At 65.3% G+C, this 23,633-nt stretch carries 21 protein-coding genes; 13 read left to right on the top strand and 8 right to left on the bottom strand.

Annotated elements, in window-relative coordinates; translation table 11 throughout:
- Positions 1-76: 76 nt before the first annotated feature.
- The 4 genes from N511_RS0104845 to N511_RS0104830 form a co-directional block, all read right to left on the bottom strand.
- The gene (locus N511_RS0104845; RefSeq protein WP_027678261.1) at positions 77-886 is read right to left on the bottom strand and encodes a c-type cytochrome; all 810 of its coding nucleotides are present in this window, start codon (positions 884-886) and stop codon (positions 77-79) included.
- A 48-nt stretch (positions 887-934) separates the two neighbouring features.
- Positions 935-1,348, bottom strand: coding sequence for a DUF6691 family protein (locus N511_RS0104840; RefSeq protein WP_027678260.1), 414 nt, complete (start codon positions 1,346-1,348; stop codon positions 935-937).
- A gap of 1 nt (position 1,349) precedes the next feature.
- Positions 1,350-1,784: a YeeE/YedE family protein gene (locus N511_RS0104835; RefSeq protein ID WP_027678259.1), complete on the bottom strand. Its 435-nt coding sequence runs from the start codon at positions 1,782-1,784 to the stop codon at positions 1,350-1,352.
- Positions 1,785-1,907: 123 nt separating this feature from the next.
- Positions 1,908-3,005 carry a DUF2855 family protein gene (locus N511_RS0104830; RefSeq protein ID WP_027678258.1) on the bottom strand — a complete coding sequence of 366 codons (1,098 nt, stop codon included), beginning with the start codon at positions 3,003-3,005 and terminating at the stop codon, positions 1,908-1,910.
- Positions 3,006-3,037: 32 nt separating this feature from the next.
- On the opposite strand from N511_RS0104830, the gene N511_RS0104825 reads away from it, so the two are divergent.
- The 3 genes from N511_RS0104825 (at position 3,038) to N511_RS0104815 (ending at position 5,660) form a co-directional block, all read left to right on the top strand.
- Positions 3,038-3,718 carry a TetR/AcrR family transcriptional regulator gene (locus N511_RS0104825; protein WP_027678257.1) on the top strand — a complete coding sequence of 227 codons (681 nt, stop codon included), beginning with the start codon at positions 3,038-3,040 and terminating at the stop codon, positions 3,716-3,718.
- A 121-nt stretch (positions 3,719-3,839) separates the two neighbouring features.
- Positions 3,840-4,811: an alpha/beta hydrolase gene (locus N511_RS0104820; protein ID WP_027678256.1), complete on the top strand. Its 972-nt coding sequence runs from the start codon at positions 3,840-3,842 to the stop codon at positions 4,809-4,811.
- 54 nt (positions 4,812-4,865) lie between these two features.
- Entirely contained in the window at positions 4,866-5,660 is a 795-nt protein-coding gene (locus N511_RS0104815; RefSeq protein WP_027678255.1) for a hypothetical protein, read from the top strand.
- 16 nt (positions 5,661-5,676) lie between these two features.
- Here the strand turns inward: N511_RS0104815 and N511_RS0104810 are convergent, their stop codons facing one another.
- Positions 5,677-6,186 carry a gluconokinase gene (locus N511_RS0104810; RefSeq protein ID WP_027678254.1) on the bottom strand — a complete coding sequence of 170 codons (510 nt, stop codon included), beginning with the start codon at positions 6,184-6,186 and terminating at the stop codon, positions 5,677-5,679.
- Positions 6,187-6,418: 232 nt separating this feature from the next.
- Between N511_RS0104810 and N511_RS0104805 the strand changes: the two genes are divergently transcribed.
- The 5 genes from N511_RS0104805 (at position 6,419) to N511_RS0104785 (ending at position 11,979) form a co-directional block, all read left to right on the top strand.
- Entirely contained in the window at positions 6,419-8,134 is a 1,716-nt protein-coding gene (locus tag N511_RS0104805; protein WP_027678253.1) for an AMP-binding protein, read from the top strand.
- Positions 8,135-8,835: 701 nt separating this feature from the next.
- On the top strand, positions 8,836-10,125 hold the full coding sequence (locus tag N511_RS0104800) for a hypothetical protein (protein WP_027678252.1): 1,290 nt from the start codon (positions 8,836-8,838) through the stop codon (positions 10,123-10,125).
- A gap of 125 nt (positions 10,126-10,250) precedes the next feature.
- Positions 10,251-10,688, top strand: a complete 438-nt coding sequence (locus tag N511_RS0104795; RefSeq protein WP_027678251.1) for a hypothetical protein — start codon at positions 10,251-10,253, stop codon at positions 10,686-10,688.
- Between the two features lie 16 nt (positions 10,689-10,704).
- Positions 10,705-11,388 carry a C39 family peptidase gene (locus N511_RS0104790; RefSeq protein ID WP_027678250.1) on the top strand — a complete coding sequence of 228 codons (684 nt, stop codon included), beginning with the start codon at positions 10,705-10,707 and terminating at the stop codon, positions 11,386-11,388.
- 45 nt (positions 11,389-11,433) lie between these two features.
- On the top strand, positions 11,434-11,979 hold the full coding sequence (locus N511_RS0104785) for a hypothetical protein (protein WP_027678249.1): 546 nt from the start codon (positions 11,434-11,436) through the stop codon (positions 11,977-11,979).
- Position 11,980: 1 nt separating this feature from the next.
- On the opposite strand, the gene N511_RS0104780 is transcribed toward N511_RS0104785, so the two are convergent.
- The 3 genes from N511_RS0104780 to ilvA all read right to left on the bottom strand — a co-directional run bounded on the left by N511_RS0104780 (position 11,981) and on the right by ilvA (position 15,882).
- The gene (locus N511_RS0104780) at positions 11,981-13,303 is read right to left on the bottom strand and encodes a transporter (protein WP_027678248.1); all 1,323 of its coding nucleotides are present in this window, start codon (positions 13,301-13,303) and stop codon (positions 11,981-11,983) included.
- A 222-nt stretch (positions 13,304-13,525) separates the two neighbouring features.
- A complete protein-coding gene (gene queF, locus N511_RS0104775) occupies positions 13,526-14,362 on the bottom strand; it encodes an NADPH-dependent 7-cyano-7-deazaguanine reductase QueF (RefSeq protein WP_027678247.1) in 837 nt (278 codons plus the stop codon).
- Positions 14,362-15,882, bottom strand: coding sequence for a threonine ammonia-lyase, biosynthetic (gene ilvA, locus N511_RS0104770; protein WP_027678246.1), 1,521 nt, complete (start codon positions 15,880-15,882; stop codon positions 14,362-14,364). The genes queF and ilvA overlap by 1 nt, the downstream gene beginning before the upstream one ends.
- Positions 15,883-16,025: 143 nt before the next feature.
- Between ilvA and N511_RS0104765 the strand changes: the two genes are divergently transcribed.
- The 5 genes from N511_RS0104765 to N511_RS0104745 all read left to right on the top strand — a co-directional run bounded on the left by N511_RS0104765 (position 16,026) and on the right by N511_RS0104745 (position 23,548).
- Positions 16,026-16,943, top strand: coding sequence for an ion channel (locus N511_RS0104765; protein ID WP_027678245.1), 918 nt, complete (start codon positions 16,026-16,028; stop codon positions 16,941-16,943).
- Positions 16,944-16,974: 31 nt separating this feature from the next.
- Positions 16,975-18,222 (top strand): nucleoside recognition domain-containing protein, encoded by a 1,248-nt coding sequence (locus tag N511_RS0104760; protein WP_027678244.1) that lies wholly within the window; start codon positions 16,975-16,977, stop codon positions 18,220-18,222.
- A gap of 57 nt (positions 18,223-18,279) precedes the next feature.
- Positions 18,280-18,861, top strand: coding sequence for a YqaA family protein (locus N511_RS0104755; protein WP_027678243.1), 582 nt, complete (start codon positions 18,280-18,282; stop codon positions 18,859-18,861).
- Between the two features lie 200 nt (positions 18,862-19,061).
- The gene (locus N511_RS0104750) at positions 19,062-23,099 is read left to right on the top strand and encodes a DUF3683 domain-containing protein (RefSeq protein ID WP_027678242.1); all 4,038 of its coding nucleotides are present in this window, start codon (positions 19,062-19,064) and stop codon (positions 23,097-23,099) included.
- On the top strand, positions 23,096-23,548 hold the full coding sequence (locus N511_RS0104745; protein ID WP_027678241.1) for an HIT family protein: 453 nt from the start codon (positions 23,096-23,098) through the stop codon (positions 23,546-23,548). The genes N511_RS0104750 and N511_RS0104745 overlap by 4 nt, the downstream gene beginning before the upstream one ends.
- Positions 23,549-23,633: the final 85 nt, after the last annotated feature.

The following is a 23,633-nucleotide window of genomic DNA, read 5'->3' as shown; positions in this document are numbered from 1 at the left end:
CAGCGCCCGGAAGTGCGAAAGCAAAAAGCCTGCGGCGGTTGCGTCGCAGGCTTTTTGTTTTTGAATCGGGCGGCGCTCAGCGCGCGTCTTTCGGCTTGTCACCCTTGGGCCAGTCCTTGGCGCGCGCGGCATAGTCGGGGCGGGGCTGCTGGGTAAAGAAGGCTGCCACGTCCACGGCCTCCTGCGCGGTCAGCGTGCCGCCTTGACCAAGCGGCATGTTGTGCTTCACGAAGGCCGCGGCGGTGTACATGCGCGCCATGCCTGCGCCCACATTGAACGAGTCCTTGCCCCACAGCGGCGGCATCAGGTAACCGCCTTGCGGGTTGGGCAGCCCCTGGCCCTCGACGCCATGGCAGGCGGCGCAGCGCTGGGCGTAGACGGCTTTGCCGTTGTCGCGGTTGGGCGCGAGCGCGGTGTCGATCTTTTCAAAGCCGCGCCCCGTCACGTTGGTGCCTACAGGTACACCGCTGGAGAGCCATTTCATGTAGGCGAGGATGGCGTTCATGTCTTCGCCGTCGAAGGCGATGGGCTTGCCGTTCATCGACCGCTGGAAGCAATCATTCACGCGCTGCTGCAGCGAGATGACTGCACCGCTGCGAGAGCGGTACTCCGGAAACGCGGCAGTCAGCCCCACCCATGGTGATGCGTAGGGCGTCGTGCCGCCATTGAGGTGGCAGCTCGTGCAGTTCAGGCCGTTGCCGACGTTGTGCGGCAGCTGGCGCTTGGTGTCGGTGAGGATCAGCTTGCCGCGCTTGATGGCGTCGCCCACAGGCCCGGCGGGGATGGTGGCTTCGTCTGGCACCGGCAGCGTCACCGGCGTTGTTTGTGCGAATGCGGATGTGCCGATGGCCAGCGCCAATGCGGCACCGAGTTTGCACAGCGTCATGTTGTCTCTCGTGGGGTTGGTTATCGGTTTATATGCGGTGGCGACTGGCTAGCGCTTGCGTTCCAGCACGCTAAAGACGGCCATGCCCGCCAGCATGGCGGCGACAAAGCCTACAGCCTTGGGCACGCCCGCGCCCAGCGCCACCAATGCCGGCCCGGGGCAGAAACCGGCCAGTCCCCAGCCGATGCCGAATACGGCGCTGCCCAGCACGAGCCGTGCGGTCACGCCCGTGGCTGACGGCAACTGGATCAGCGTGCCCAGCCACGAGCGGCCGCGCCGCCGCGCCACGAAGAAGGCGACCACGCCCACGGCAATCGCCCCCGCCATCACGAACGCCAGTGATGGGTCCCATTGACCGAACAGATCGAGAAAGCCGAGCACCTTGGCCGGATTGGCCATGCCCGACACGATGAGCCCCGCGCCAAACAGCAGGCCTGCAACGAGTGCGATCACGATGGCCATGTCAGCCTCCCACCACGTGGCGCACAACGAACACGGTGACGATGCCCGACGCCATGAACGTCAGCGTTGCCACCAGCGAGCGAACCGAGCCGCGCGACAACCCGCAGACGCCGTGGCCGCTCGTGCAGCCGCCTGCGTAGCGTGTGCCGATGCCGACCAGGAAACCTGCAGCCAGCACCTCGCCCCAGCCGGCGGCGATGTCCGGCACCACGGGGTGGCCAAGCCACGCCGCAATGAGCGGTGCCGCCACCAGGCCGATCAGAAACGCGACGCGCCAACCCATATCCCCCTGCGGGCGCTGCAGCAGGCCGCCAACGATGCCGCTGATGCCGGCAATGCGGCCGCTGCCCAGCACCAGCACGGCCGCCGCCAGCCCAATGACAAGGCCGCCAGCGAGCGCCGCGCCTGGAGTGAAGTGTGCGAAGTCAATCGACATGAAAAAACGGGAGAGGGGCAGAGAACAATCTAGATTCCAATAATATATAAATTTATAGATTGTTTGTCATGTGCCGAAACAAGCAAGCGCCAAGGTTGACCTTGGCGCGATGAAGGGAGCGCCTCAAAGCTGGATGATGTATCCCTCGCGCGGATGTGTGCGGCCCGCATGCAAGGCCGCAATGCGCGCCTGGGCGGCCGGCATGCCGTGCTCTTCGATCAGCGTGAGCCAGCCGTGCCGGGGTTCACGTACGTGGTCGATGAAGCGTCGCTGCGCGGCGTTGAACTTTTCGGTGACGACCGCGGGGCCCCAGTCTGCGTTGCGCTTGCGGATTTGTACGGGCGCGAAATAGAACTGCGGCGCGGGGCCTGGCAAGTCCGCGGCCTGGATGAAATCGGTGTTTTGCGCCGATCCCGCAAAGCAGTCGTAGACCAGCGCGCCGCCGAAGTGTTCGTGCACGCGCCTGCGCAAGTCCTCATCGCCGGAGAAGTCGACGTAGAGCGTGGGAACGTTGGTGGCGAGCGTGTCGAGTGTGTCGTACGTGACGCTGTTGTGGTAGCAGCCCAGGCCATCGACAAAGGCCCGGTTGCCGCCCGACGTGAGGGCGGTGAGCGTAATCCCCGGCGTGTCCTGCAGGCAGAACGCGGTGCCGTATGCCGTTTTGCTCGATGCGCTGGAAAACACCAGGCGCCGGGCACCGAAGAATGCGTTGTCCGCCAGAAAATCCGCCAGCATGAACGACGTGATGAACAGCGGACGATAGAGAATCTGGTAGTTCTCCAGCGCAGCGTCGTAAGCGGCGTCCTGCGACACGCGCGTGTATTGGTTGTAGGCGGAGACGAGCGCCTGTCGATGTGCCGCGCCATCGTAGAAGCCACGCGGCGTGACGCGTTCGGGCAGCATGCGCAGATGCGTGGCGATCGGGAAGTAGCCGTAGAAACGCTCGCCGACGTTGACCCCTTCTACGGTGGAGCTGACCACATCGGCAAAGCCCCACACGGGCATGTGGCCCCAGCCGTCGTGGCCGGTGGGGAAAAACGACCAGTACTGCATGGCATCGCCAAAGGCCGCGTAGGTGATGTTGTTCGTGGTGAGGGCAAAGCGGTCCAGGCGCAGCACGACTTCGCCGGGCGCCGCGGCCGGCGCGGTGTCAGCGGTTTCCAGGCGGCTTTCGTTTAGGGCATCCTTGCGCGTCAAGAGCCGCTGGTACGGGGCGTTCATGGTGTCTTCTCCATTCTTGGGATTGATGGCGGATGGCTTCACTCTATCGTCGGCCGGCGGGCGCCGGGTTCGGAAACGGGCAGGCCGAAAGCGCCCGCGCCAAACCGCTGAAGCGGCCGTCGCAGCGCCGCGCCAAGTTCACGGTGCAGGCCATCTACGAGGCATTTGTTCGGATTTGGCAGCGCGGCGGCGCACAAGCTGCGACCACGCGCGCGGTGGCACTGGAAGCCGGCTGCTCGGTCGGCACGCTGTACGAATATTTCCCGAACAAGGAGGCGCTGCTTTCGGGTTACGTGCGGCACACCATCGAAGTATTGCTGGCGCGCATCCAGAGCGAGGTGACCAACCGTGTCGACACCCCGTGGGCAGACCGCGTGCGTCATCTCGTGAGGCTCAGTTGCGGCGATCCGGCGCTCGATCCGCCGTACTTTGATCACGCCATGCTGATGCGCGAAGACCGCATCGCCGAACCCAAACACCACTCGCGCTTCTTCGATGAGTTGGGCGCCGCCTGGCGCCGGGCGCTGGACGCTTGCCCCGATCTGCCTGCCAAGCCAAGCGACGCGCTGGTACAAACGCTGCTACAGGCCATCTGGGGCGCACGTCGCTATCGCCTGTTGCTGCAGGACGGGCCGCTCCCGACCGAGGTGTGGATCGCCGAGATGGAACAGCTGTGCCTGCGCGCCCTGGGTGCCAGGCCGAATGCGGCTTGATGCGGCGCTATTTGGAGGCGGCGTTGCCTGATCGGAACACTCGAGCGAAGGCAGGGTGCGAACCGATTGTCTGGGCAGCGCATCCTCGCTAGGCTGGGACTTTGCGGCGGAGGGCTGCGCGATGAGCTGGCAGAACTGGGTTGTCTCGAGGATGGTGCGCAACCAGGTCAAGAAGCCGACCGAGCGGGAGCCCTTCGACCCCATCGCCACGCGCCTGCATGCCGAGAAGCGCAAGATGCCTTTGCCGGTGGAGCTGCCGCCGGATTGGCGCATCGTGCCGACGCTTGGGGCCCACGGCGATGGCCTCACCGGCGAATGGATCGAACCTGCCGATCCGGACCTGCATGACGACGCGCCCGTCGTGCTTTACCTGCATGGCGGCGGCTACTTTTTCTGCAGCCCGCGCACCCATCGCCCGATCACCATTGGCCTCGCCACGCATGCGCGGGCGCGTGTATGCGTGCCCGACTACCGGTTGGCACCCGAGCATCCGTTTCCAGCGCCGGTTGAAGATGCGCTGTTGACGTATCGCACGCTGCTGGCGCAAGGCGTGGCGCCATCGCGCATTGTCGTGGCGGGCGATTCCGCAGGCGGCGGACTGGCGTTGGCGTTGCTCGTGGCCTTGCGCGATGCGGCGGACCCGCTGCCGGCGGGCGCGGTGCTGTATTCGCCGTGGACCGATCTTGCCGCCACCGGCCAAAGCCTGATCGACAACGATGAATCCGACGTGATGTTTCGCGGCGCGTGGATGGCGCACGGTGCCGCGTTGTACCTCGGCGACTCGGGCGCACCGACGGACCATCCGCTCGCCTCGCCGCTGTATGCCGATTTCACGGGCTTGCCCACGCTGCACTGCTACGTCAGCACCAGCGAGGTGCTGCGCGACGACACCCTCCGAATGGCCGAGCGCGCGCGGGCGGCCGGGGTATCCGTTTCGGTAGAAATGGGGCGGCGGCTTCCGCACGTGTGGCCGATCTTCTATCCTTTCCTTCCAGAGGCGCGTGTAGCGCTCAAACGATCGGGCGAGCAGATCAGACGATTGGTTGCGGCCCGGCACGAGAACCGAGAACCGGTGGCACTGACGCCGGCATGACCCGACCGGCGCCCCTGCGCAGCCGCTTCGGGATGCGCAAACGGGGAGCCCAGCATGCGTCGGGTGGTGGTATTGGGTGTGGTGCTGGCCGTGGCGGCCGGTGCCTGGCAGTGGAGTCGGCTGCATCGGCTGAGGCTGGCCGATGTGCGCTTTGCGCCAATCGAGAACGTTGCTGCTGCAACGGGCGGCGCGGGCGCTCCTGTGCTCAATGCCAACAAATCGCACTGGCTCAAGGCGTGCGACCAGGCGCTGGGCCCGATGCGCGTAGAGGTGCGCGCCACCGAAACGCCGCTGTCCTTTTCCAACGACCGCTCGGTCGAGCAGCTCACCGCCGAGGCGCCGCCCTACGATCGCTCTGCGCGCGTGCTGGGCAAGACGTATGCGACGCTGGTGGCGCGCTTCGACGTGAACAGCCGCTACATGGCCATCGCCACGCAGCCGGCCACCACCTGCCTGCGGCCGTCCATTTCGGTGGAGCTGGTGCTGAACAATTTTCGGGTGACCGTCGCGCGCGAATTTGCGCCGGGCACTTGCGCGTACAACGCCATCCGCGAGCACGAATTGCGGCACGTCGCCGTGAACCGCGCGGTGCTGCCGCACGCCGCCGAGGTGATCCGCAAGGAAATCGAGAGCGAATACGGCGGCCGGCTTTACTTCGGAGATCCGGACCGCATTGCCGCCGATTTACAGGTGGCGCTGACCCGCCATTGGCTGCCGCGCGCGCAATCGCTGATCGAACTCGGCTTGCAGGCGCACGAGCAGATCGATACGCCGCGTGAGCAGGAGCGCATGAGCCGCGTGTGCAACGGCGAGGTGCAGGCCGTGTTGCAACAGCGCATGCGCAGCTAGCGCTGATCGGGCAGGTTCAGGCTGCCGGGCGGTGCGCGGCGCGGGCCTGCAGTTGGGCGACCGCTTCGTCGACGATGGCTTCAGGCGGCAGCGCGATGTCGACGATGACGGCGTCGGTCGGCTCTTCCAGCGCGTCGAACTGGCTGCGCAGGAGGCTCGGGTTGAAGAAGTGGTCTTTTCGTGCGGCAAGGCGGCCTTGCAGCAGATCGAAATCGCCCTTCAGATAGACGAATTCAGCGTTGCCGGCGGGACCGCGCAGTACGTCGCGGTAGCGCTGCTTCAGCGCGGAGCACGCCACCACCAGCGACTGCCCGTTGCTTGTCTTCTCGTCCATGTAGGCGCGGATCGATTCGAGCCAGGGTTTGCGGTCGTCGTCGTTCAGGGGAATGCCGGCGTGCATCTTGGCGCGGTTGGCCTCGGAGTGGAACTCGTCGCCGTCACGGAAAGCGCAGCCCAGCCGCTCGGCGATCTTCTGGCCCACCGTGGATTTGCCGCAACCCGAAACACCCATCACTACTACGATCATCGTCGATCCCTACGTGCAAGAAAGCCCAAAACATCAGGCCGGCATGTTAGCGCGTTGGCGAGGGCGGCCGCCGACTTTTGCTGCTGCAGCGCAGCAATTGTTCCGCGTCATTGTTCGTCCGAGAACGGATTGCCAAATGCGTCAAGCTGCGTCAAATTGCGATCGACGCAGTGGTTACAAATCATTCAGAACAAGGCCCCAAAAAGGCCAACGTTGATTGGAGGAGACATCCATGGCTGGTGAGGTTTTCGACGCGCGACCGCGCAACGGTGCGTCGTATGTGGTGGGCGATACGTCGGTGCCGCTGGCACACGTCACGGTCTCGGCGTTGCTGGCGGATACCGTGCGTCGCTGTCCCGACGACGAGGCGGTCGTATTCCGCGAGCAGAACGTGCGCTGGACGTGGCGCGCCTTTGCCGAGCAGGTCGATGCGCTGGCCGCCGGCCTGCACGCGCTGGGGCTCGAGCGGGGCGACCGCATCGGCATCTGGTCGCCCAACCGCGTCGAATGGGTGCTCACGCAGTTCGCGACGGCGCGCCTGGGGCTCATCCTCGTCAACATCAACCCTGCGTATCGGCTTTCAGAGCTGGAATACGCGCTCAACAAGGTCGGCTGTAAGGCCATCGTGGCGGCCGAAGCCTTCAAGACCTCGCGCTACCTGGAAATGCTGCAGACGCTCGCGCCCGAACTGGCGACCGCGCAGCCTGGAGCATTGAACGCGGCCAAGCTGCCGGCGCTGCGCTGGGTCATCCGGATGGGCGAAGCCAATACGCCGGGCATGCTCAACTTTGCCGAGGTGATTGCGCGCGGAAAAAGCGTACCCGTTGATGCGCTGGATGCCATCACGGCCACGCTGTCGCCCGACGACGCCATCAACATCCAGTTCACCAGCGGCACGACCGGCGCGCCCAAGGGCGCCACGCTCACGCACGTCAACGTCGTCAACAACGCGCGCTTCGTTGCCATGGCGATGAACCTGCGGGGCGGCGATCGGCTGTGCATTCCGGTGCCGCTGTATCACTGCTTCGGCATGGTCATGTCGGTGCTCACCTGCACGGCCACGGGCGCGTGCATGGTGTTTCCCGGCGAGGCGTTCGATCCGCTGGCCACGCTGCGCACGGTGGCGGAAGAGCGCTGCACGCAGCTGCACGGCGTGCCGACCATGTTCATCGCGCAGCTCGATCATCCGGACTTCAAGAGCTTTGACGTATCGACCTTGCGCGGCGGCATCATGGCCGGATCGCCGTGCCCCATCGAGGTGATGAAGCGCGTGGTGTCGGAGCTGAACCTGCGCGAAGTCACCATCGCGTATGGCATGACGGAAACGAGCCCCGTGTCCTTCCAGAGCGCCGTGACGGACCCGCTCGACAAGCGCGTGACCACGGTCGGCCGCATCCAGCCACATCTGCAGGTCAAGCTCGTGGACGGTGCGGGCGAGGTGGTGCCCGTGGGCGAAAAGGGCGAGCTGTGCACCAAGGGCTATTCGGTCATGCTCGGCTATTGGGACGACGAGGCCAAGACCGCCGACTCCATTGACGACGGCTGGATGCGCACGGGCGATCTGGCAACGTTCGATGCCGAGGGCTACTGCAACATCGTCGGCCGCGTGAAGGACATGCTGATCCGCGGTGGCGAGAACGTCTACCCGCGCGAGATTGAAGAATTCCTCTTCCGCCATCCGAAGGTGCAGGCCGTCAACGTGTTCGGCGTGCCCGACCCGAAGTACGGCGAGGAGGTCTGCGCGTGGATCGTCCTCAAGCCTGGCCAGCAAGCCACCGAAGAGGAAATTCGCACGTTCTGCCAGGGCCAGATCGCGCACTACAAAATTCCGCGCTACATCCGCTTTGTCACCGAGATGCCGATGACGGTCACGGGCAAGGTGCAGAAGTTCGTCATGCGCGATCGCATGATCGAAGAACTCAAGCTGACGGTGGCCGCCACGGCCTGAAGGAGCTTGCAGTTTCGCAGTTGAAATGCGAACCGGTTGCGCGCGGCTTTTCGTTGCCATGACGATGCTTGCCGCGCGCAATTTTGTTCGCCTGCCTGGGCAACCCCTGAGGTAAAAACCGAGACTCGTTTCCCGCATGCGTCTTGCCGATAGGGGGCGCTCGCAGTCAAGCGGCCGCGCAAGGCGTCAACCCTGCGGTGCGCACGACATCGAGGCGCGTCGCGCAACGCGACGTGCGCCACGGGATGCTCGCCCGCCGCGCCCCACCGCTCACGCAATGTGAGCGCCGATGCGCCGATGTATCACGGCTGAAACATCCAACCAATCGCTCGTCTCAAACAGCGCCGCCGTGCGCATGCCTGCGCGTGCTTTGCGTCTTGCCGCGAAGGTCATGCATGCCGTGGCGGCCATGCGCGCCAGGGCGGTGTATCAGCGCTGCAACCGAAGGCGCGCAAACCGGCCTCCAAAAGTTGCATGTCCCGACACGATTGCGTGGCTCGACGTGCGCTTGTGTACGAGCGTGCCGGTGAATCTTTTGCGTTTTCAAACGCTTAGAACAGCCGTGTAAAGCGTGCGCGGAAGGTGGCACCGATTATGCAAACGAGCCGCCCCGGGGTGGGTCATGTTGTTCCCACAGGCAGAGCGCGCCGGCCTGACTGGCTGCGTTTCCAGCCGTCCCTCTCACCTTTATGGAGTGCGTTATGAAGAAGACCTTACTGGCCACCGCGATCGCCATGGGATTGGGGGTCTCTGGCGTTGCATTGGCCGATATCGGGAATACGGCGTCCGGCGCGGGTGACAAGACCCAGACCAACACGTCGACCATCACCAGAACCAATACCAGCACAGACACGACAACGAGCACGGCAACGACCACAACCACCACGGCAACCGACAACTCGAATCAGCACAACAACCAAAGCCAGGGCAGCAACCGCGACAACAGCGGCTGGGCCAATGCCGATGGCTATGGCACCGCTGCAGCCAACAACGGCGGCACGGCAACGGCAACGTTCACCAACTCCTTCAACACAAGCAAGGCGATTGCGGTTTCCAAGCTGGACGGCACCGTCACCAACATCAGCGTGTCTGGCATCGGCAATGTCGCCACCAACAATGGCGGCACGGCGAATGGCGGCAGCGGCGGGCGTGGCGGATACGGCTACGGCGGCACAGGCTCTGGCGGTAATGGCGGCGCGGGCGGCGCGGGCGGCAGCGGCGGCGCTGGTGGCAGTTCGGGCAGCGTGACGCATGGCAGCGCAACCAACGGCGGGGCCGTGGCCGGTAACGGCGGCAACGGCGGAGCCGCCGGCGGCGATGCGGGCGGTGGCGGTAACGGCGGCAGCTCCGGCACGCTGTCCGCGAGCCTGGGCGCGGGCCTGGGCGGTGCAGCGGGCAGCACGAGCGCAGCGGGCGGTGGCGGCGGCGGGGCTGGCGGCACGTCCAGCGCCAGCGGCGGCGATGCGAACCGTCATCGCGGCAGCGGCTCGGCCACCGGCGGCGGCAGTGCCTCGGCAGGCGGGGCAGGCGGCGCCGGCGGCGCTACCACTAGCGGCACGTCGACGGCATCGGCCGGTGCAGGCACGGGCACGAGCGCTGCCACGGGCACGAGCACGGGCGGGGCCGGAGCTGCTGGCGGCGCAGCGACCAACGTGGCCGGCAACGGCGGCGCAGGCGGCAGCGCGACCAACGGCAGCGCAACCAACGGCGCGGCGTCGTCCACGGCCGGCAATGGCGCTGTGGGTGCAGTCGGTGCGGCCGGCGGCGCAGGCGGCGTTGGCAACGGCGGCGTCGGCAATGGCGCGGTGGGCGGCACGGGCGGCGCCGGCGGCACGGTCGTGGTGGATGCAGGCACGTTCAACATGTCCAACGCCATGACCAGCGTCGGGCAGTCTGCGGCAGGCGTGATGGTGGCGAACCAGAACAGCGGCTTCGCTTCCCTCATCCAGCAAAGCATCAACGTGCAGGCCAACCTGAATGTGGGCAAGTAGCCCGGTCTCGGGCACGAGCGGGGAAGTGCCGCGGCGCGTAGCGATGAAGCTTCGCGCATGACGGTGGATGGGGTCGGACTGCATCGGCGGTCCGGCCCGCAGTTGGAGCGTAGAGGAGACATTCGATGCGATCCGACAGAAGAAGAACCACAGCAGGATGGGCGGCATGGTGGCTGGCATGCGGCCTGGCAGTGTGGCCAGCGGCAGCAACGATGGCGTCGGACGATGTGCCGATCGCAGACGGTGCGCAGGTCGCCAACACGGAAGCGGCGCGTCCCCCGGTCGCCGCAGCCGTGTCGGTGCCTGGGTTCGGTCATGCGGTGGGCGCCGATCGGCTCGACAGCTATCGCGGCGGCACGCAGGATCTCTACCAGACCGTCAATGACGCGCGCCTGTCGGGCACTGTGAGCGACAACGCCGCCGTCAACGTGGCGACGGGGTCGAACATCGTGCGCGACGGCTCGTTTGCCAATGCCAGCGGGATCCCCACGGTCATCCAGAACAGCGGAGCGAACGTGCTGATCCAGAACGCCACCATCGTCAACGTGCAGTTCCGGCCTTGAGCTTGTGAAGGACGGAATGATGCATAAGACGTCGGGTGCGGTGCTGATGGCGCTGGCGTGCGGGCCTGCGTGGGCGGGCGCGATCGACATGCTCGGCACGGGCGGCGGCACCTATGCCGTGCCAGTGACGAGCATGAAGGCCGCGCGCTACCTGCGCACCGTCCACCAGCGTTTCGACTTCAGTTGCGGGTCGGCCGCGGTGGCGACGCTGCTCACGTATCAGTACGGCTACCCGGTGAGCGAGCAGACCGTGTTCCAGGCCATGTACGAGCATGGCAACCAGGAGAAGATCCGGCGAGAAGGCTTTTCGCTGCTCGACATCAAACGCTATCTGGCCTCTCTGGGCTTTGAGGCGGATGGTTTCGAGCAGCCGCTGGATGCATTGAAGGACGCCCACTTGCCGGCCATCGTGCTGTTGACCGAGAACGGCTATCACCACTTCGTGGTGGTCAAGGGCGTGCAGGAAGGGCGCGTGCTCGTGGGCGATCCGGCCATGGGCACGCGTGCGATTCCGCGTGCGAGCTTCGAGAGCATGTGGGACAACCATTTGCTGTTCGTCGTCCACAACCGCGAGGCGGGGGCGACGTTCAACGCTTCATCGGACTGGCGCGTGGCACCGCGTGCGCCGCTGGAGGAAGGCATGGACCGCAGCGGCCTGGGCAACATCGTCGTTCCCAAGCATGGTCCGTCCGACTTTTGAGCGTCGTTTGCGGGTGGCCATTCGCTGGTCGGGCAGGAGGGCATCATGAAGCGGTTTGGCAAGGTGGCGCGGGCTGCGGGATGTGCAGGATGGCTTGCGCTGGCTGCGGCCGGGCATGCGTATGCGGCCGGCGTGGACAGCATGGACAACAATCCGGTCCGTGCCTGGCACGCCGTGTCCGAAGACAAGCTCGACGACATGCGCGGCGGCTTCGATGTGCCCGCGCTTGCAGGGCTGCACATCTCGTTCGGCATCGACCGTGCGGTCTACATCAACGGCGATCTGGTGGCGAGCGCATCGGTCAACATCCCCGATGTGGCACGCATGACGGCCAGCCAGGCGCAGCAACTGGCCTCGGTGGTCAACACCGTCAACCTTGTGCAGAACGGGCCCAACAATGTCGCGCCGCCCGATGTGGCCGCCGGCGCGGCTGCAGCGGCCACGGTCATCCAGAACAGTCTGAACAACCAGACGCTGCAAGCCGTGACGACCATCAACGCAGCGGTCAACAGCCTGCCGCAGTTCCGTCAACTGAATCTTTCCAACGTGCTGCAAGGCGCGTTGGCCAACGTCGTCACCCTGCTGCACTGAGCTAGAACTGGATCGGCAGACGCAGCGTGACGGTCAGGTCCGGCGTGTCGCGCGTCAGGCCTGCGCCCACCGACAGGTTCAGCGTCATCTTGGGCGAGAGCCGGTACGAATAGCCGACCAGCAACGTGCCGAGAATGGTTCGCACCGAGCCCGGCACGCGCTGGCCGTTCTGCTTGGTCGGCGCGATGATGCTCTGGTCGTAGCCGATGGAGAACGACGCCTTCTCGTTCAGCGCCAACCCCATGCCGAAGTTCAGGCCGATGATGTCGCCGGCCTTCACGTCGCCCAGGAACTGCTTCGAGCCGTCCACCAGGTTCAGGCTGACATCCTTGCGCTCGAAGTTGTGCAGGTAGCTGATGCTGCCGAAGAACACGGCGGGGTCCGTCGGGAACAGCCACGTCAGCCCCGGCTGTACCGCAAAGAAGCCCGAGCCCGTCGGCTGCTGCAGCGGCAGGCCGGTGCCCGTGGTATTGCTCACGCAGCGCGTCACGCAATCGGTGGTGACTTCAAACGGATCCTTGCCGGTGCGCGTCTTGAAACGCAGCCAGCCGATGTAGAACGGCTTGTCGACACCGCCCGCATTGATCTGGTACCGCGCGGTCAACTCCACATCGCCGATGCCGCGGCCGTGCGAGCTGAAAGCGTTGTCCGTCGCTGTGCCGGTGAATAGTTCGCGGCTGACGGTGTCGCTCGCGCTGTAGACATAAGGCACGCGCGCTTCCAGTTCCCAGCGTCGTGCCAGGCCGTAGCGCACCGCCACCGTGCCGGTCAGCGTGGTGGTCTTCACCTGCCGCACGTCGATCAGCCCGATCAGCAGCGCAGGGATGATGGTGTAGCCCACCAGCGCCACGCGGTCCGACGACGAATACGCCATCTGCAATGACGGCTCGACGACCACCTTGCCCGGTGGTGTCAGCGCGCTGGGCTCGTCGAAGATCTGCGCGATGCGTGGCGGCCGGTCAGGCGGCTCCGGCGGTTTGCCGACTGGCGTGGTGCCGGGCTCGTCGTTCTGCGCAATTTGCGATGCATCGCCCGCCGCGCCGGGAGCACCGGCACCGCGCACGGTATCGAGTCGGCCCTCGCTCATGCCGAGCGCGCGCCGCATGCGCCGAAGATGCGCTTCCTGTTGCTGGATCGAGCGTTTGAGTTCCTGCAGGCGTGCCTGCGTATCGGCAAGCTCGCGCTGCAGCGCTTCCAGGCTGGGTGGCTTGTCGTCCACCGGCTCGTTGGTCTGTGCAAGGACCGGCCCGCCGCATAGCAGCAGGCATGCGCACGTAACCGCGTGGGTTGACCCCCCTTGCGGCTTCCATGGCGTTTTCGTCATGGCATGTCCCCCGTCGAGAGTGCCCGGCCCGCTTGCGCGGACGGACCCTTCACGATTCCCCCGGGTGGCGTACTGCGGATACCACTATAGGCGAGCGAACGTGAAACGACAGGGCGTTGGCGTCCACAAAATGGACGAGGGGCGCATGCCCGTTTGGCGGATCGCCCAGGCAAGAAAAAAGGCGCCCGAAGGCGCCTCGTGTGTCTTGCGCAGCGTCAGCGCTTACTGACGAGCGTTGCGCAGGTTATCCGGCCACGGCGTGTTGTAGTTTGTGCGGAACGGGTTGATGTCCAGCCCGCCGCGCCGCGTATAGCGCGCATAGACGGCCAGTTTGACCGGCCGGCACTGGCGCAGGATGTCCGTAAAGATCCGCTCCACGCATTGCTCGTGAAACTCGTTGTGCTCGCGGAACGAGATCAGATACTTGAGCAGCGCCTCCTGGTTGATCGGCGCACCCACGTAGCGGATCTGCACGCTGCCCCAGTCCGGCTGACCCGTCACCAGGCAGTTGGACTTCAGCAGGTGCGACACCAGCGTTTCTTCGACCGGGCTTTCTTCCTCGTCGGCATGCAGCAGCTCGGGCGTGGGCTGATAGACGTCCGTTTCGATGTCCAGCCGATCGAGCAGCAGGCCGTCGAGTTCGCCCATGCGTTGCCGGGCAAACTCTTCGTGCGTGACGATGCGGACCTGCACCGGCGCGCCGCACGCCTCCGACAGATCGTGGTGGATCAGCTGCTGCAGCGCTTCGTGCGATGCCACCTTCGTCTGGTTGAACGAATTCAGATACAGCTTGAACGACTTCGATTCAACGATGTTGGGCGAATCGGCCGGCACGATCACGGTGCCCAGCGCCACCTGCGGCTTGCCGCGCAGGTTCAGCCACGACAGCTCGTACAGGTTCCAGAGGTCCACGCCGAAGAAGGGCAGGGCCGTGCCGGCGGCCAGGCCGATTTCGTCGCGCTTGCCCTGGCGCGGAATCGGAAACAGCAGGCTCGGGTCGTATTCCGTCTTGTAGGCGGACGTCTTGCCCAGCGGCGAATGTTCGGGTTGGTTGCTCATCACAAAAACAGGCTGTAGACGGGGTTCTCGCTTTCGTCCCAATAGGTATAGCCCAGCGTTGCGAGGAACGCCTTGAACTCGCGCTTCTCGTTCTTCGGTACCTGGATGCCGACGAGGATGTTGCTCGAATCCGCGCCCTGATTACGGTAGTGGAACAGGCTGATGTTCCAGTTCGGGCTCATGCTCGAGAGGAACTTCATCAGCGCGCCCGGCCGCTCTGGAAACTCGAAGCGGTAGAGATGCTCGTTTTCCGCCAGCGGCGAGCGGCCGCCCACCATGTAGCGGATGTGCTGCTTGGCCAGTTCGTCGTTCGACAGGTCCAGCGTCGGGAAACCGTGCTTGCGGAAGTTCTCGGCAATCTTGTCGCCCTCTGCGCGCGACGCAATTTGCACGCCCACAAAGATATGCGCGGCGTCCTTGCTGGCAATGCGATAGTTGAACTCCGTCACGTTGCGCGACCAGCCGACCAGTTCGCAGAAGCGCTTGAAGCTGCCGCGCTCTTCGGGAATCGTCACGGCAAACACGGCTTCGCGCGCCTCGCCCACTTCGGCGCGCTCGGCCACGAAGCGCAGGCGGTCGAAGTTCATGTTCGCGCCGCTGGCCACGGCCACGAGCGATTCGTTCTTCAGCTTGTGCGTCTCGGCATACTGCTTGAGGCCGGCCAGCGCCAGCGCGCCCGACGGCTCCAGCAGGCTGCGCGTGTCCTGGAACACGTCCTTGAGCGCCGCGCAGATGGCATCCGTATCCACGGTGATGATCTCGTCGACGAGTTCGCGCGTGAGGCGGAACGTCTCCTTGCCGACCAGCTTGACCGCCGTGCCGTCCGCAAACAGGCCGACTTCCTTCAGTTCGACGCGCTTGCCGGCGGCCACCGAGCGCGCCATCGCGTCGGAATCCACGCTTTGCACGCCGATGACCTTGACGTCCGGCCGCACGGCCTTCACGTAGGCCGCAATGCCCGAGATCAGCCCGCCGCCGCCGATCGAGCAGAAGATCGCATGGATCGGCTGCGGATGCTGGCGCAGGATTTCCATGGCGATCGTGCCCTGGCCGGCAATCACTTCCGGGTCGTCGAACGGGTGGACGAAGGTGTAGCCGTGCTTCTCTTGCAGCTTGGCGGCGTGGTTGTAGGCGTCGGAATAGCTTTCACCGTGCAGCACGACCTCGACCCAATCGCCGCCGCGCGAGCGCACGCCGTCAATCTTCAACTGCGGCGTCGTCACCGGCATGCAGATCACGGCCTTGCATTCCATGCGCGCCGCACTGAACGCCACGCCCTGCGCGTGGTTGCCCGCCGATGCCGTAATCACCCCGCGCTTGCGCTCGGCCGGCGTGAGCGAGGCCATCTTGTTGTAGGCGCCGCGCAGCTTGAACGAGAACACCGGCTGGTCATCCTCGCGCTTGAGGTAGACGCGGTTGCCGGTGCGCGCCGACAGATTCGGCGCGAACTTCAGCTCGGTTTCCACCGCGACGTCATAGACCTTCGCAGTCAGGATTTTCTTGAGGTAATCGATGGCCATGGTGCGGACCGGGGTTGGACGTGAACAGAGCCCGTAAGCCTATCACGCGGCGCCTGGCCCGCCTTGCCGGACTGGCGTGCCGGTCGGTACACTGCCCCGGCCGTGTCCGGGCGGGCGCGGCGCATCATCGGCGAGAGGCCTCCATGAACACCCCGTCGTCTTCCTCCGAGCGTGCCGGACGCGCGCGCCGCGGCCGCAAAGTCTGGTCCGGAACGCAGCACGTCATCGCCTACGGCATGCCGCCGCTGGGCTGGCGCGACGTTTATCACCATGCGCTGGAGGTCAACTGGCCGACCTTCTTCGCGCTGCTGGCGACGATGTTCCTGGCCCTGAATGCGGTATTCGCGGGGCTGTATTCGCTCGGCGACGGCGCGATCGCGAATCAGTCGCCGCCCGGCTTCGTCGGGGCCTTCTTCTTCAGCGTCGAGACGCTGGCCACGGTCGGCTACGGCGACATGCACCCGCAAACGCTCTACGCCCACGTCATCGCCACGCTGGAGATCTTCATCGGCATGTCGGGCATCGCCATGGCGACGGGGTTGGTGTTTGCGCGGTTCTCACGCCCGCGCGCCAAGATCATGTTTGCCCGCAACGTTGTCGTACGGCCGCTCAACGGCAAGTCCACGCTGATGCTGCGCGCCGCCAATGCGCGCCAGAACGTCATCGCCGAGGCCACGGCCCGGCTGCGCCTGATGCAGGATGAGGTCTCGCCCGAGGGCTACTCGATCTACAAGATTCACGACCTGAAGCTGGAGCGCAGCGAGCACCCGATCTTCCTGCTGGGCTGGGTGATGATGCACGTCATCGACGAGACCAGCCCGCTGCATGGCGCCACCGCGGAGTCGCTCGCCGCGGGTGATGCCTTGCTGCTGCTGACCATCGAGGGCGCCGACGAGACCGCCGCGCAGACCGTGCAGGCCCGCTATTCCTGGCGGCACGACGAGATCCGCTGGAACTATCGCTATGCCGACCTCATCCGCGACGAGGGCGGCGTCACGTCGGTCGACTACGACAACTTCCACCTGATCCACCCGATCGAGACGCCCCCGCAGGCACAATGAGCGGCTTGTCCGATTCCAACGCGCAACCCCCGTGGCCCTGAACCTCGTCTGGCTCGCCTTCTTTCTCGTCGCCTTCGTCACCGCCTGCGTGCAGGTGGTGCAGGGCGACATGGAAGTCTTCTCGCGCATGTTGACCGGCATGTTCGATGCTGCCCGCACCGGCTTCGAAATCGCCATCGGCCTGACCGGCATGATGGCGTTGTGGCTGGGCATCATGCGCGTGGGCGAGCGCGCCGGCGTGGTCGATCTGTTCGCGCGGCTCGTGAACCCGGTGATGCGGCACTTGTTTCCCTCCGTGCCGGCCGGCCACCCCGCCAACGGCGCGATGATGATGAACGTGTCGGCCAACGTGCTCGGTCTGGACAACGCCGCCACGCCGCTCGGCCTGCAGGCCATGCGCGAACTGCAGCAGATCAATCCGCAGCCGCAGCGCGCCAGCGATGCGCAGCTGATGTTTGTGGTGCTCAACACCGCGGGGGTGACGCTGGTACCGACGTCCGTCATCGCCATCCGCCAGGCCATGGCCGTCAAGCAGGGGCTGGTGGGTTTCAACGCGGCGGACATTTTCCTGCCGACCTTGCTGTCCACGTTCATCGGCTTCTGCGCGGGTATTGCGGCGGTAGCGTGGTATCAGCGCATCAACCTGTTCAAGCCGGCGCTGCTAGCGTATTTCGGCGGCTTTGTCGCGGCGATGGGGCTGCTGTTTGCGTGGCTGCGCCAGTTTCCGCCGCAGCAGATGGCGGCGTGGATCGGCCTGATCGGCGCGGGCGCCATCCTCACCATCGTCGTGGCGTTCCTGGTCTGTGGGGCATTTCGTCGCATCAACGTGTACGAAACCTTCGTCGATGGCGCCAAGGACGGCTTTCAGGTCGCCATCGGCATCGTTCCGTACCTCGTCGCGGTGCTGGTGGGCATTGCCGTGTTTCGCGCGGCGGGGTGCATGGATGTCCTGATGCAGGGGCTTTCTGCGCTGTTCACGCACCTGGGCATCGATACGCGTTTTGTGCCGGCGCTGCCCGTGGGGCTGATGAAGACGTTGTCGGGCGCCGGCGCGCGCGGCCTGATGGTCGACGTGATGACCACTTACGGCGTCGATTCCTTCCAGGGCAAGCTGGCCGCCATCATCCAGGGCTCGACGGAGACGACGTTTTACGTGCTGGCCGTGTATTTCGGCAGCGTCGGCATCAAGGACACGCGTTACGCGCTGGCCTGCGGGTTGTGGGCCGACCTGATCGGGCTCGTCGGCGCCGTGCTTGTCGCCTACCTGTTCTTCGCCTGACCGGCTAGGGCGGCCCCCAAGCGACGCCGCGGCCGCCCGCCCTCTACAATCGATCGCATGGAACAGTGGATCGACACGCTTTTTGCCACGCTCGCCCTGCCCAAGGTCGGGCTGCCTGCCATCTTCGTCGTCAGTTTCATTTCGGCGACGCTCCTGCCGCTGGGCTCCGAGCCGGCGGTCTTTGCGTACATCAAGCTCAATCCGGATATGTTCTGGCCGGCCATCGTCGTGGCCACGCTCGGCAACACGCTGGGCGGCATGGTCGACTGGTGGATGGGCTATGCGGCCAAGCTGGCGCTGGTGCGCTACCACCTGGCGCGCCGTCGCCGGCAGCACAACGCCGAGCACGCCCAGCACGTGCCGCACCCCAAGCGCCACCGCGAGCCCCCGCTCGACAAGAAATACTTCCGCTGGATGCGCCGCATCGGCCCGGTGTCCCTGCTGGTGTCGTGGCTGCCCGGCATCGGCGACCCGCTCTGCACGCTGGCCGGCTGGCTGCGCCTGAAGTTCTGGCCCAGCGTCATGTACATGGCCATCGGCAAATTCCTGCGCTATCTGGCGATGACCGCGGCGCTCATGACCTTGCCCGACGGCTTCTGGCACGGCATCTTTGGCTGGATCAAGGCTGTAATGATCTGACGTTTGCGTGGCGTTGGGCGCACTCGCAGGCCTCCGCGCTTTTCGCAAGCCATTGAAAACGCGACGCTTTTCCCGCCCATATCAGCCGCAGGGATACCGTTGCTGCAACGCATCAACGGCGCACGTTGCAGTACAATCGCCCTTTAAAGACCGCGCGGCTCTTGTCCTCCTTGCCGCGACCTCCTCCCCAGCGGCACGCCATGAATGCCCCACTTCTGATCGACGCCAAACTCACGGCGCAGGACGCTGCGCCCCGGCTGCGCGAGATTCCCTACAACTACACCTCGTTCTCGGATCGGGAAATCGTCATCCGTCTGCTGGGCGAGTCTGCGTGGCAGATCCTGGACGAACTGCGCGCCGAGCGCCGCACCGGCCGATCGGCACGCATGCTGTACGAAGTGCTGGGCGACATCTGGGTGGTGCGTCGCAACCCGTATCTGCAGGACGACCTGCTCGACAACCCGAAGCGCCGGCAGATGCTGATCGACGCACTCAATCACCGCCTGGCGGAGATCGAGAAGCGCCGTGTGGCCGACCACGATTCGCATCACGACCCCGTGGGCGACGAGCGCGCCACCAAGGTCGAGCAACTGGTCGTGCATGCCCGCCGCGCCGTCAAGGCATTCCAGGAAGAGTTCGCCCAGGTGTATGACCTGCGCCGCCGCGCCCAGAAGGTGCTCGGCCGCGTGACCGCGAAGGACAACATCAAGTTCGACGGCCTGTCGCGCGTGTCGCACGTGACCGACGCCACCGACTGGCGTGTCGAATATCCGTTCGTCGTGCTCACGCCCGATACGGAAGAAGAGATCGCCGGTATCGTCAAGGGCTGCTTCGAGCTGGGTCTGACCATCATTCCGCGCGGAGGCGGTACCGGCTACACCGGCGGCGCGGTGCCGCTTACGCCGTTCTCGGCCGTCATCAATACGGAAAAGCTGGAGCGTCTGGATGCGGTCGAGATGACCGACCTGCCGGGCGTCGACCACCCCGTGGCGACCATCTATTCGGGCGCCGGCGTGGTGACGCGTCGCGTGGCGGATGCGGCGGACAAGGCCGGCCTCGTCTTCGCTGTGGACCCGACTTCGATCGACGCGTCGTGCATCGGCGGCAACGTCGCCATGAACGCGGGCGGCAAGAAGGCCGTGCTGTGGGGCACCGCGCTGGACAACCTCGCCTGGTGGCGCATGGTTGACCCGGACGGCAACTGGCTCGAAGTCCAGCGCCTGAATCACAACCTCGGCAAGATTCACGATGCGCCGGTCGTCACCTTCGAGCTGAAGTGGTTCGACGGCAATGCGCCGGTCGGCGCCAAGCTGCTGCGCACCGAGACGCTCACCATCGAAGGCCGCAAGTTCCGCAAGGAAGGCCTCGGCAAGGACGTCACCGACAAGTTCCTGGCCGGTCTGCCCGGCGTGCAGAAGGAAGGCTGCGACGGCATCATCACCAGCGCGCGCTGGATCCTGCACCGCATGCCGAAGTCGATCCGCACTGTGTGCCTGGAGTTCTTCGGCCAGGCGCGCGACGCAATCCCGAGCATCGTCGAGATCAAGGACTACCTCGACGCCGAGACCAAGAAGCCCGGCGGCGCGATCCTCGCGGGCCTGGAACACCTGGACGAGCGCTACCTGCGCGCGGTCGGCTACGCCACCAAGAGCAAGCGCAACGCGTTCCCGAAGATGGTGCTGATCGGCGACATTGTTGGCGACGACGATGACGCCGTGGCGCGCGCCACCTCGGAAGTGATCCGCCTGGCCAATGGCAAGAGCGGCGAAGGTTTCGTGGCCGTGAGCCCCGAGGCCCGCAAGAAGTTCTGGCTGGACCGCTCGCGCACGGCCGCGATTGCGAAGCACACCAACGCCTTCAAAATCAACGAAGACGTGGTGATCCCGCTCAATCGCATGGGCGAGTACACCGACGGCATCGAGCGCATCAACATCGAGCTGTCGATCAAGAGCAAGCTCAAGCTGACCGACGCGCTGCTCGATTTCTTTGCCGGCAGCAACCTGCCGCTGGGCCGCACCGACGACGCCAACGAAATCCCCAGCGCTGAACTGCTGGAAGACCGCGTGCAACAGGCGCAGCAACTGCTGCGTGCCACGCGCGCACGTTGGCAATATCTGCTGGACCATCTCGACACGCCGGTCACCACGGCGCGCGCGAGCCTCATCGGTCTGGGCCTGGGCTACCTTGCGCAGACCATCGACGACCGTCTGGTGAATCAGCCTGACGCCAACCTGTTCCACCTGCTGCAGGATCGGACGATCCGCGTGTCGTGGAAGGCGGAGATTCGCGCCGAGCTGCGCAAGATCTTCAACGGCGGCGAGTTCAAGCCGATCCTCGACGAGGCCCAGGCGATCCACAAGAAGGTGCTGCGCGGCCGCGTGTTCGTGGCGCTGCACATGCACGCCGGTGACGGCAACGTGCACACCAACATCCCCGTCAACTCGGATGACTACGACATGCTGCAGGACGCCCACAAGGCGGTGGCCCGCATCATGACGCTGGCGCGTTCGCTGGACGGTGTGATTTCGGGCGAGCACGGCATCGGCATCACCAAGCTGGAATTTCTGACCGACGAAGAGATCGCCGATTTCGCTGCCTACAAGCGCCGCGTCGATCCGAACGGCCGCTTCAACAAGGGCAAGCTGCTGCGCGACATCAACGACCCGCAAGGCTTGCCCGCTGATCTGCGCAACGCCTATACGCCGTCGTTCGGCCTGATGGGGCACGAGTCGATCATCATGCAGCAGAGCGACATCGGCGCCATTTCGGAGTCGATCAAGGACTGCCTGCGCTGCGGCAAGTGCAAGCCGGTGTGCGCCACGCACGTGCCGCGCGCGAACCTGCTGTACAGCCCGCGCAACAAGATCCTCGCTACGTCGCTGCTCATCGAGGCGTTCCTGTACGAAGAACAGACGCGCCGCGGCGTGTCGATCAAGCACTGGGAAGAGTTCGCCGATGTGGGCGACCACTGCACCGTGTGCCACAAGTGCGTGACGCCTTGCCCGGTCAAGATCGACTTCGGCGATGTGTCGATGAACATGCGCAACCTGCTGCGCAAGATGGGGCAGAAGAAATTCAACCCCGGCACCGCAGCAGCGATGTTCTACCTGAACGCGACCAACCCCGAGACGATCAACCTCACCCGCAAGGTGATGTTCGACTGGGGCTACAAGGCGCAGCGTCTGGGCAATGACATCCTGAAGAAGTTCGCCAAGAAGCAGACTGCTCATCCGCCCGCCACGGTGGGCAGGCCGCCGGTGCGCGAGCAGGTGATCCACTTCATCAACAAGAAGATGCCGGGCAACCTGCCCAAGAAGACGGCCCGCGCGTTGCTGGACATCGAGGACAACGAGATCGTCCCGATCATCCGCAACCCGAAGGTCACCACGCCGGATAGCGAGGCGGTCTTCTACTTCCCGGGTTGCGGCTCGGAGCGCCTGTTCTCGCAGGTGGGGCTGGCCACGCAGGCAATGCTGTGGCACGCCGGTGTGCAGACGGTGCTGCCGCCGGGCTACCTGTGCTGCGGTTATCCGCAGCGCGGCACGGGCCAGTTCGACAAGGCCGAGAAGATCGTCACCGACAACCGTGTGCTGTTCCACCGCGTGGCCAATACGCTCAATTACCTCGACATCAAGACGGTGGTGGTGAGCTGCGGCACGTGCTACGACCAGCTCGCGGGGTATGAATTCGACAAGATCTTCCCGGGCTGCCGGATCATCGACATTCACGAATACCTGCTGGAGAAGGGCGTGAAGATCGACGGTGTGCAAGGCACGCGGTACATGTACCACGACCCCTGCCACACCCCGATCAAGACGATGGACCCGACCAAGCTGGTCAACCAGTTGATGGGCGGCAACATCGGCGCCGATGGCCAGACCCGCGCGATCGAGAAGAACGACCGCTGCTGCGGTGAGTCGGGCACGCTGGCGATCTCGCGCCCCGACATTTCCACGCAGGTCCGCTTCCGCAAGGAAGAAGAGATGCAGAAGGGCGCCGACAAGCTGCGCAGTCTCGGCCAGACCAGCGGCCAGGGCGGCGAGGCGTTCAACGGCGACGTGAAGATCCTCACGAGCTGCCCGGCATGTCTGCAGGGCCTGTCGCGCTACACCGAAGATGTTTCGGTGCAGGCCGACTACATCGTGGTCGAGATGGCGCGTCACGTGCTCGGCGAAACCTGGCTGCAGGACTACGTCGCGCAGGCCAACGCCGGCGGCATCGAGCGGGTTCTCGTGTGACGACTGCGACGACCGGCGAGCGGGCGCCCGGCTGCGCGCTGTGCGAGACGGACGGCGGCGAGCCCGTCTGGCGCAATGGCCGCGCGCGCGTGGTGCTGGTCGAGCACGCGCGCTTTCCGGGCTTTTGCCGCGTCATCTGGAACGACCACGTGGCCGAGCAGACCGACTTGTCCGACGCAGATCGCCATTGGCTGATGGAGGTCGTCGCCCGTGTTGAGCGCGTGCTGCGCACCGAACTGGCGCCCGACAAGATCAATCTCGCCAGCTTCGGCAATTTTGTGCCGCATCTGCATTGGCACGTCATCCCGCGCTATCGGTGGGATACGCATTTTCCGGAAGCCGTGTGGGGCTCCGAGCAACGCGCGCCCGATACCGCGCGCATGGCCGAGATCACGGCCAAGTTGCCGGCGCTGTCGTACGCGCTGCAGGCCGCGCTTGCGGATGTCTGACCGGTAACCACCGGTAACGCATCCCCGCGGCCTGTGCGGAACCCACGTGGCGCATCGGCCGTCTGATTCTCTTTTCTGTCGTGAC

The sequence above is a fragment of the Ralstonia sp. UNC404CL21Col genome, from assembly GCF_000620465.1.
GTDB classification, from domain to species: Bacteria; Pseudomonadota; Gammaproteobacteria; order Burkholderiales; family Burkholderiaceae; genus Ralstonia; species Ralstonia flatus.
The sequence above is the reverse complement of the archived record's forward strand: the minus strand, read 5'-3'. Positions and strand labels throughout refer to the sequence as shown.

Coding starts and splice junctions, on each gene's coding strand:
- N511_RS0104845 (WP_027678261.1), bottom strand. CDS start 886: ATGACGCTGTGCAAACTCGGTGCCGCATTGGCGCTGGCCATCGGCACA.
- N511_RS0104840 (WP_027678260.1), bottom strand. CDS start 1,348: ATGGCCATCGTGATCGCACTCGTTGCAGGCCTGCTGTTTGGCGCGGGG.
- N511_RS0104835 (WP_027678259.1), bottom strand. CDS start 1,784: ATGTCGATTGACTTCGCACACTTCACTCCAGGCGCGGCGCTCGCTGGC.
- N511_RS0104830 (WP_027678258.1), bottom strand. CDS start 3,005: ATGAACGCCCCGTACCAGCGGCTCTTGACGCGCAAGGATGCCCTAAAC.
- N511_RS0104825 (WP_027678257.1), top strand. CDS start 3,038: ATGGCTTCACTCTATCGTCGGCCGGCGGGCGCCGGGTTCGGAAACGGG.
- N511_RS0104820 (WP_027678256.1), top strand. CDS start 3,840: ATGAGCTGGCAGAACTGGGTTGTCTCGAGGATGGTGCGCAACCAGGTC.
- N511_RS0104815 (WP_027678255.1), top strand. CDS start 4,866: ATGCGTCGGGTGGTGGTATTGGGTGTGGTGCTGGCCGTGGCGGCCGGT.
- N511_RS0104810 (WP_027678254.1), bottom strand. CDS start 6,186: ATGATCGTAGTAGTGATGGGTGTTTCGGGTTGCGGCAAATCCACGGTG.
- N511_RS0104805 (WP_027678253.1), top strand. CDS start 6,419: ATGGCTGGTGAGGTTTTCGACGCGCGACCGCGCAACGGTGCGTCGTAT.
- N511_RS0104800 (WP_027678252.1), top strand. CDS start 8,836: ATGAAGAAGACCTTACTGGCCACCGCGATCGCCATGGGATTGGGGGTC.
- N511_RS0104795 (WP_027678251.1), top strand. CDS start 10,251: ATGCGATCCGACAGAAGAAGAACCACAGCAGGATGGGCGGCATGGTGG.
- N511_RS0104790 (WP_027678250.1), top strand. CDS start 10,705: ATGATGCATAAGACGTCGGGTGCGGTGCTGATGGCGCTGGCGTGCGGG.
- N511_RS0104785 (WP_027678249.1), top strand. CDS start 11,434: ATGAAGCGGTTTGGCAAGGTGGCGCGGGCTGCGGGATGTGCAGGATGG.
- N511_RS0104780 (WP_027678248.1), bottom strand. CDS start 13,303: ATGACGAAAACGCCATGGAAGCCGCAAGGGGGGTCAACCCACGCGGTT.
- queF (WP_027678247.1), bottom strand. CDS start 14,362: ATGAGCAACCAACCCGAACATTCGCCGCTGGGCAAGACGTCCGCCTAC.
- ilvA (WP_027678246.1), bottom strand. CDS start 15,882: ATGGCCATCGATTACCTCAAGAAAATCCTGACTGCGAAGGTCTATGAC.
- N511_RS0104765 (WP_027678245.1), top strand. CDS start 16,026: ATGAACACCCCGTCGTCTTCCTCCGAGCGTGCCGGACGCGCGCGCCGC.
- N511_RS0104755 (WP_027678243.1), top strand. CDS start 18,280: ATGGAACAGTGGATCGACACGCTTTTTGCCACGCTCGCCCTGCCCAAG.
- N511_RS0104750 (WP_027678242.1), top strand. CDS start 19,062: ATGAATGCCCCACTTCTGATCGACGCCAAACTCACGGCGCAGGACGCT.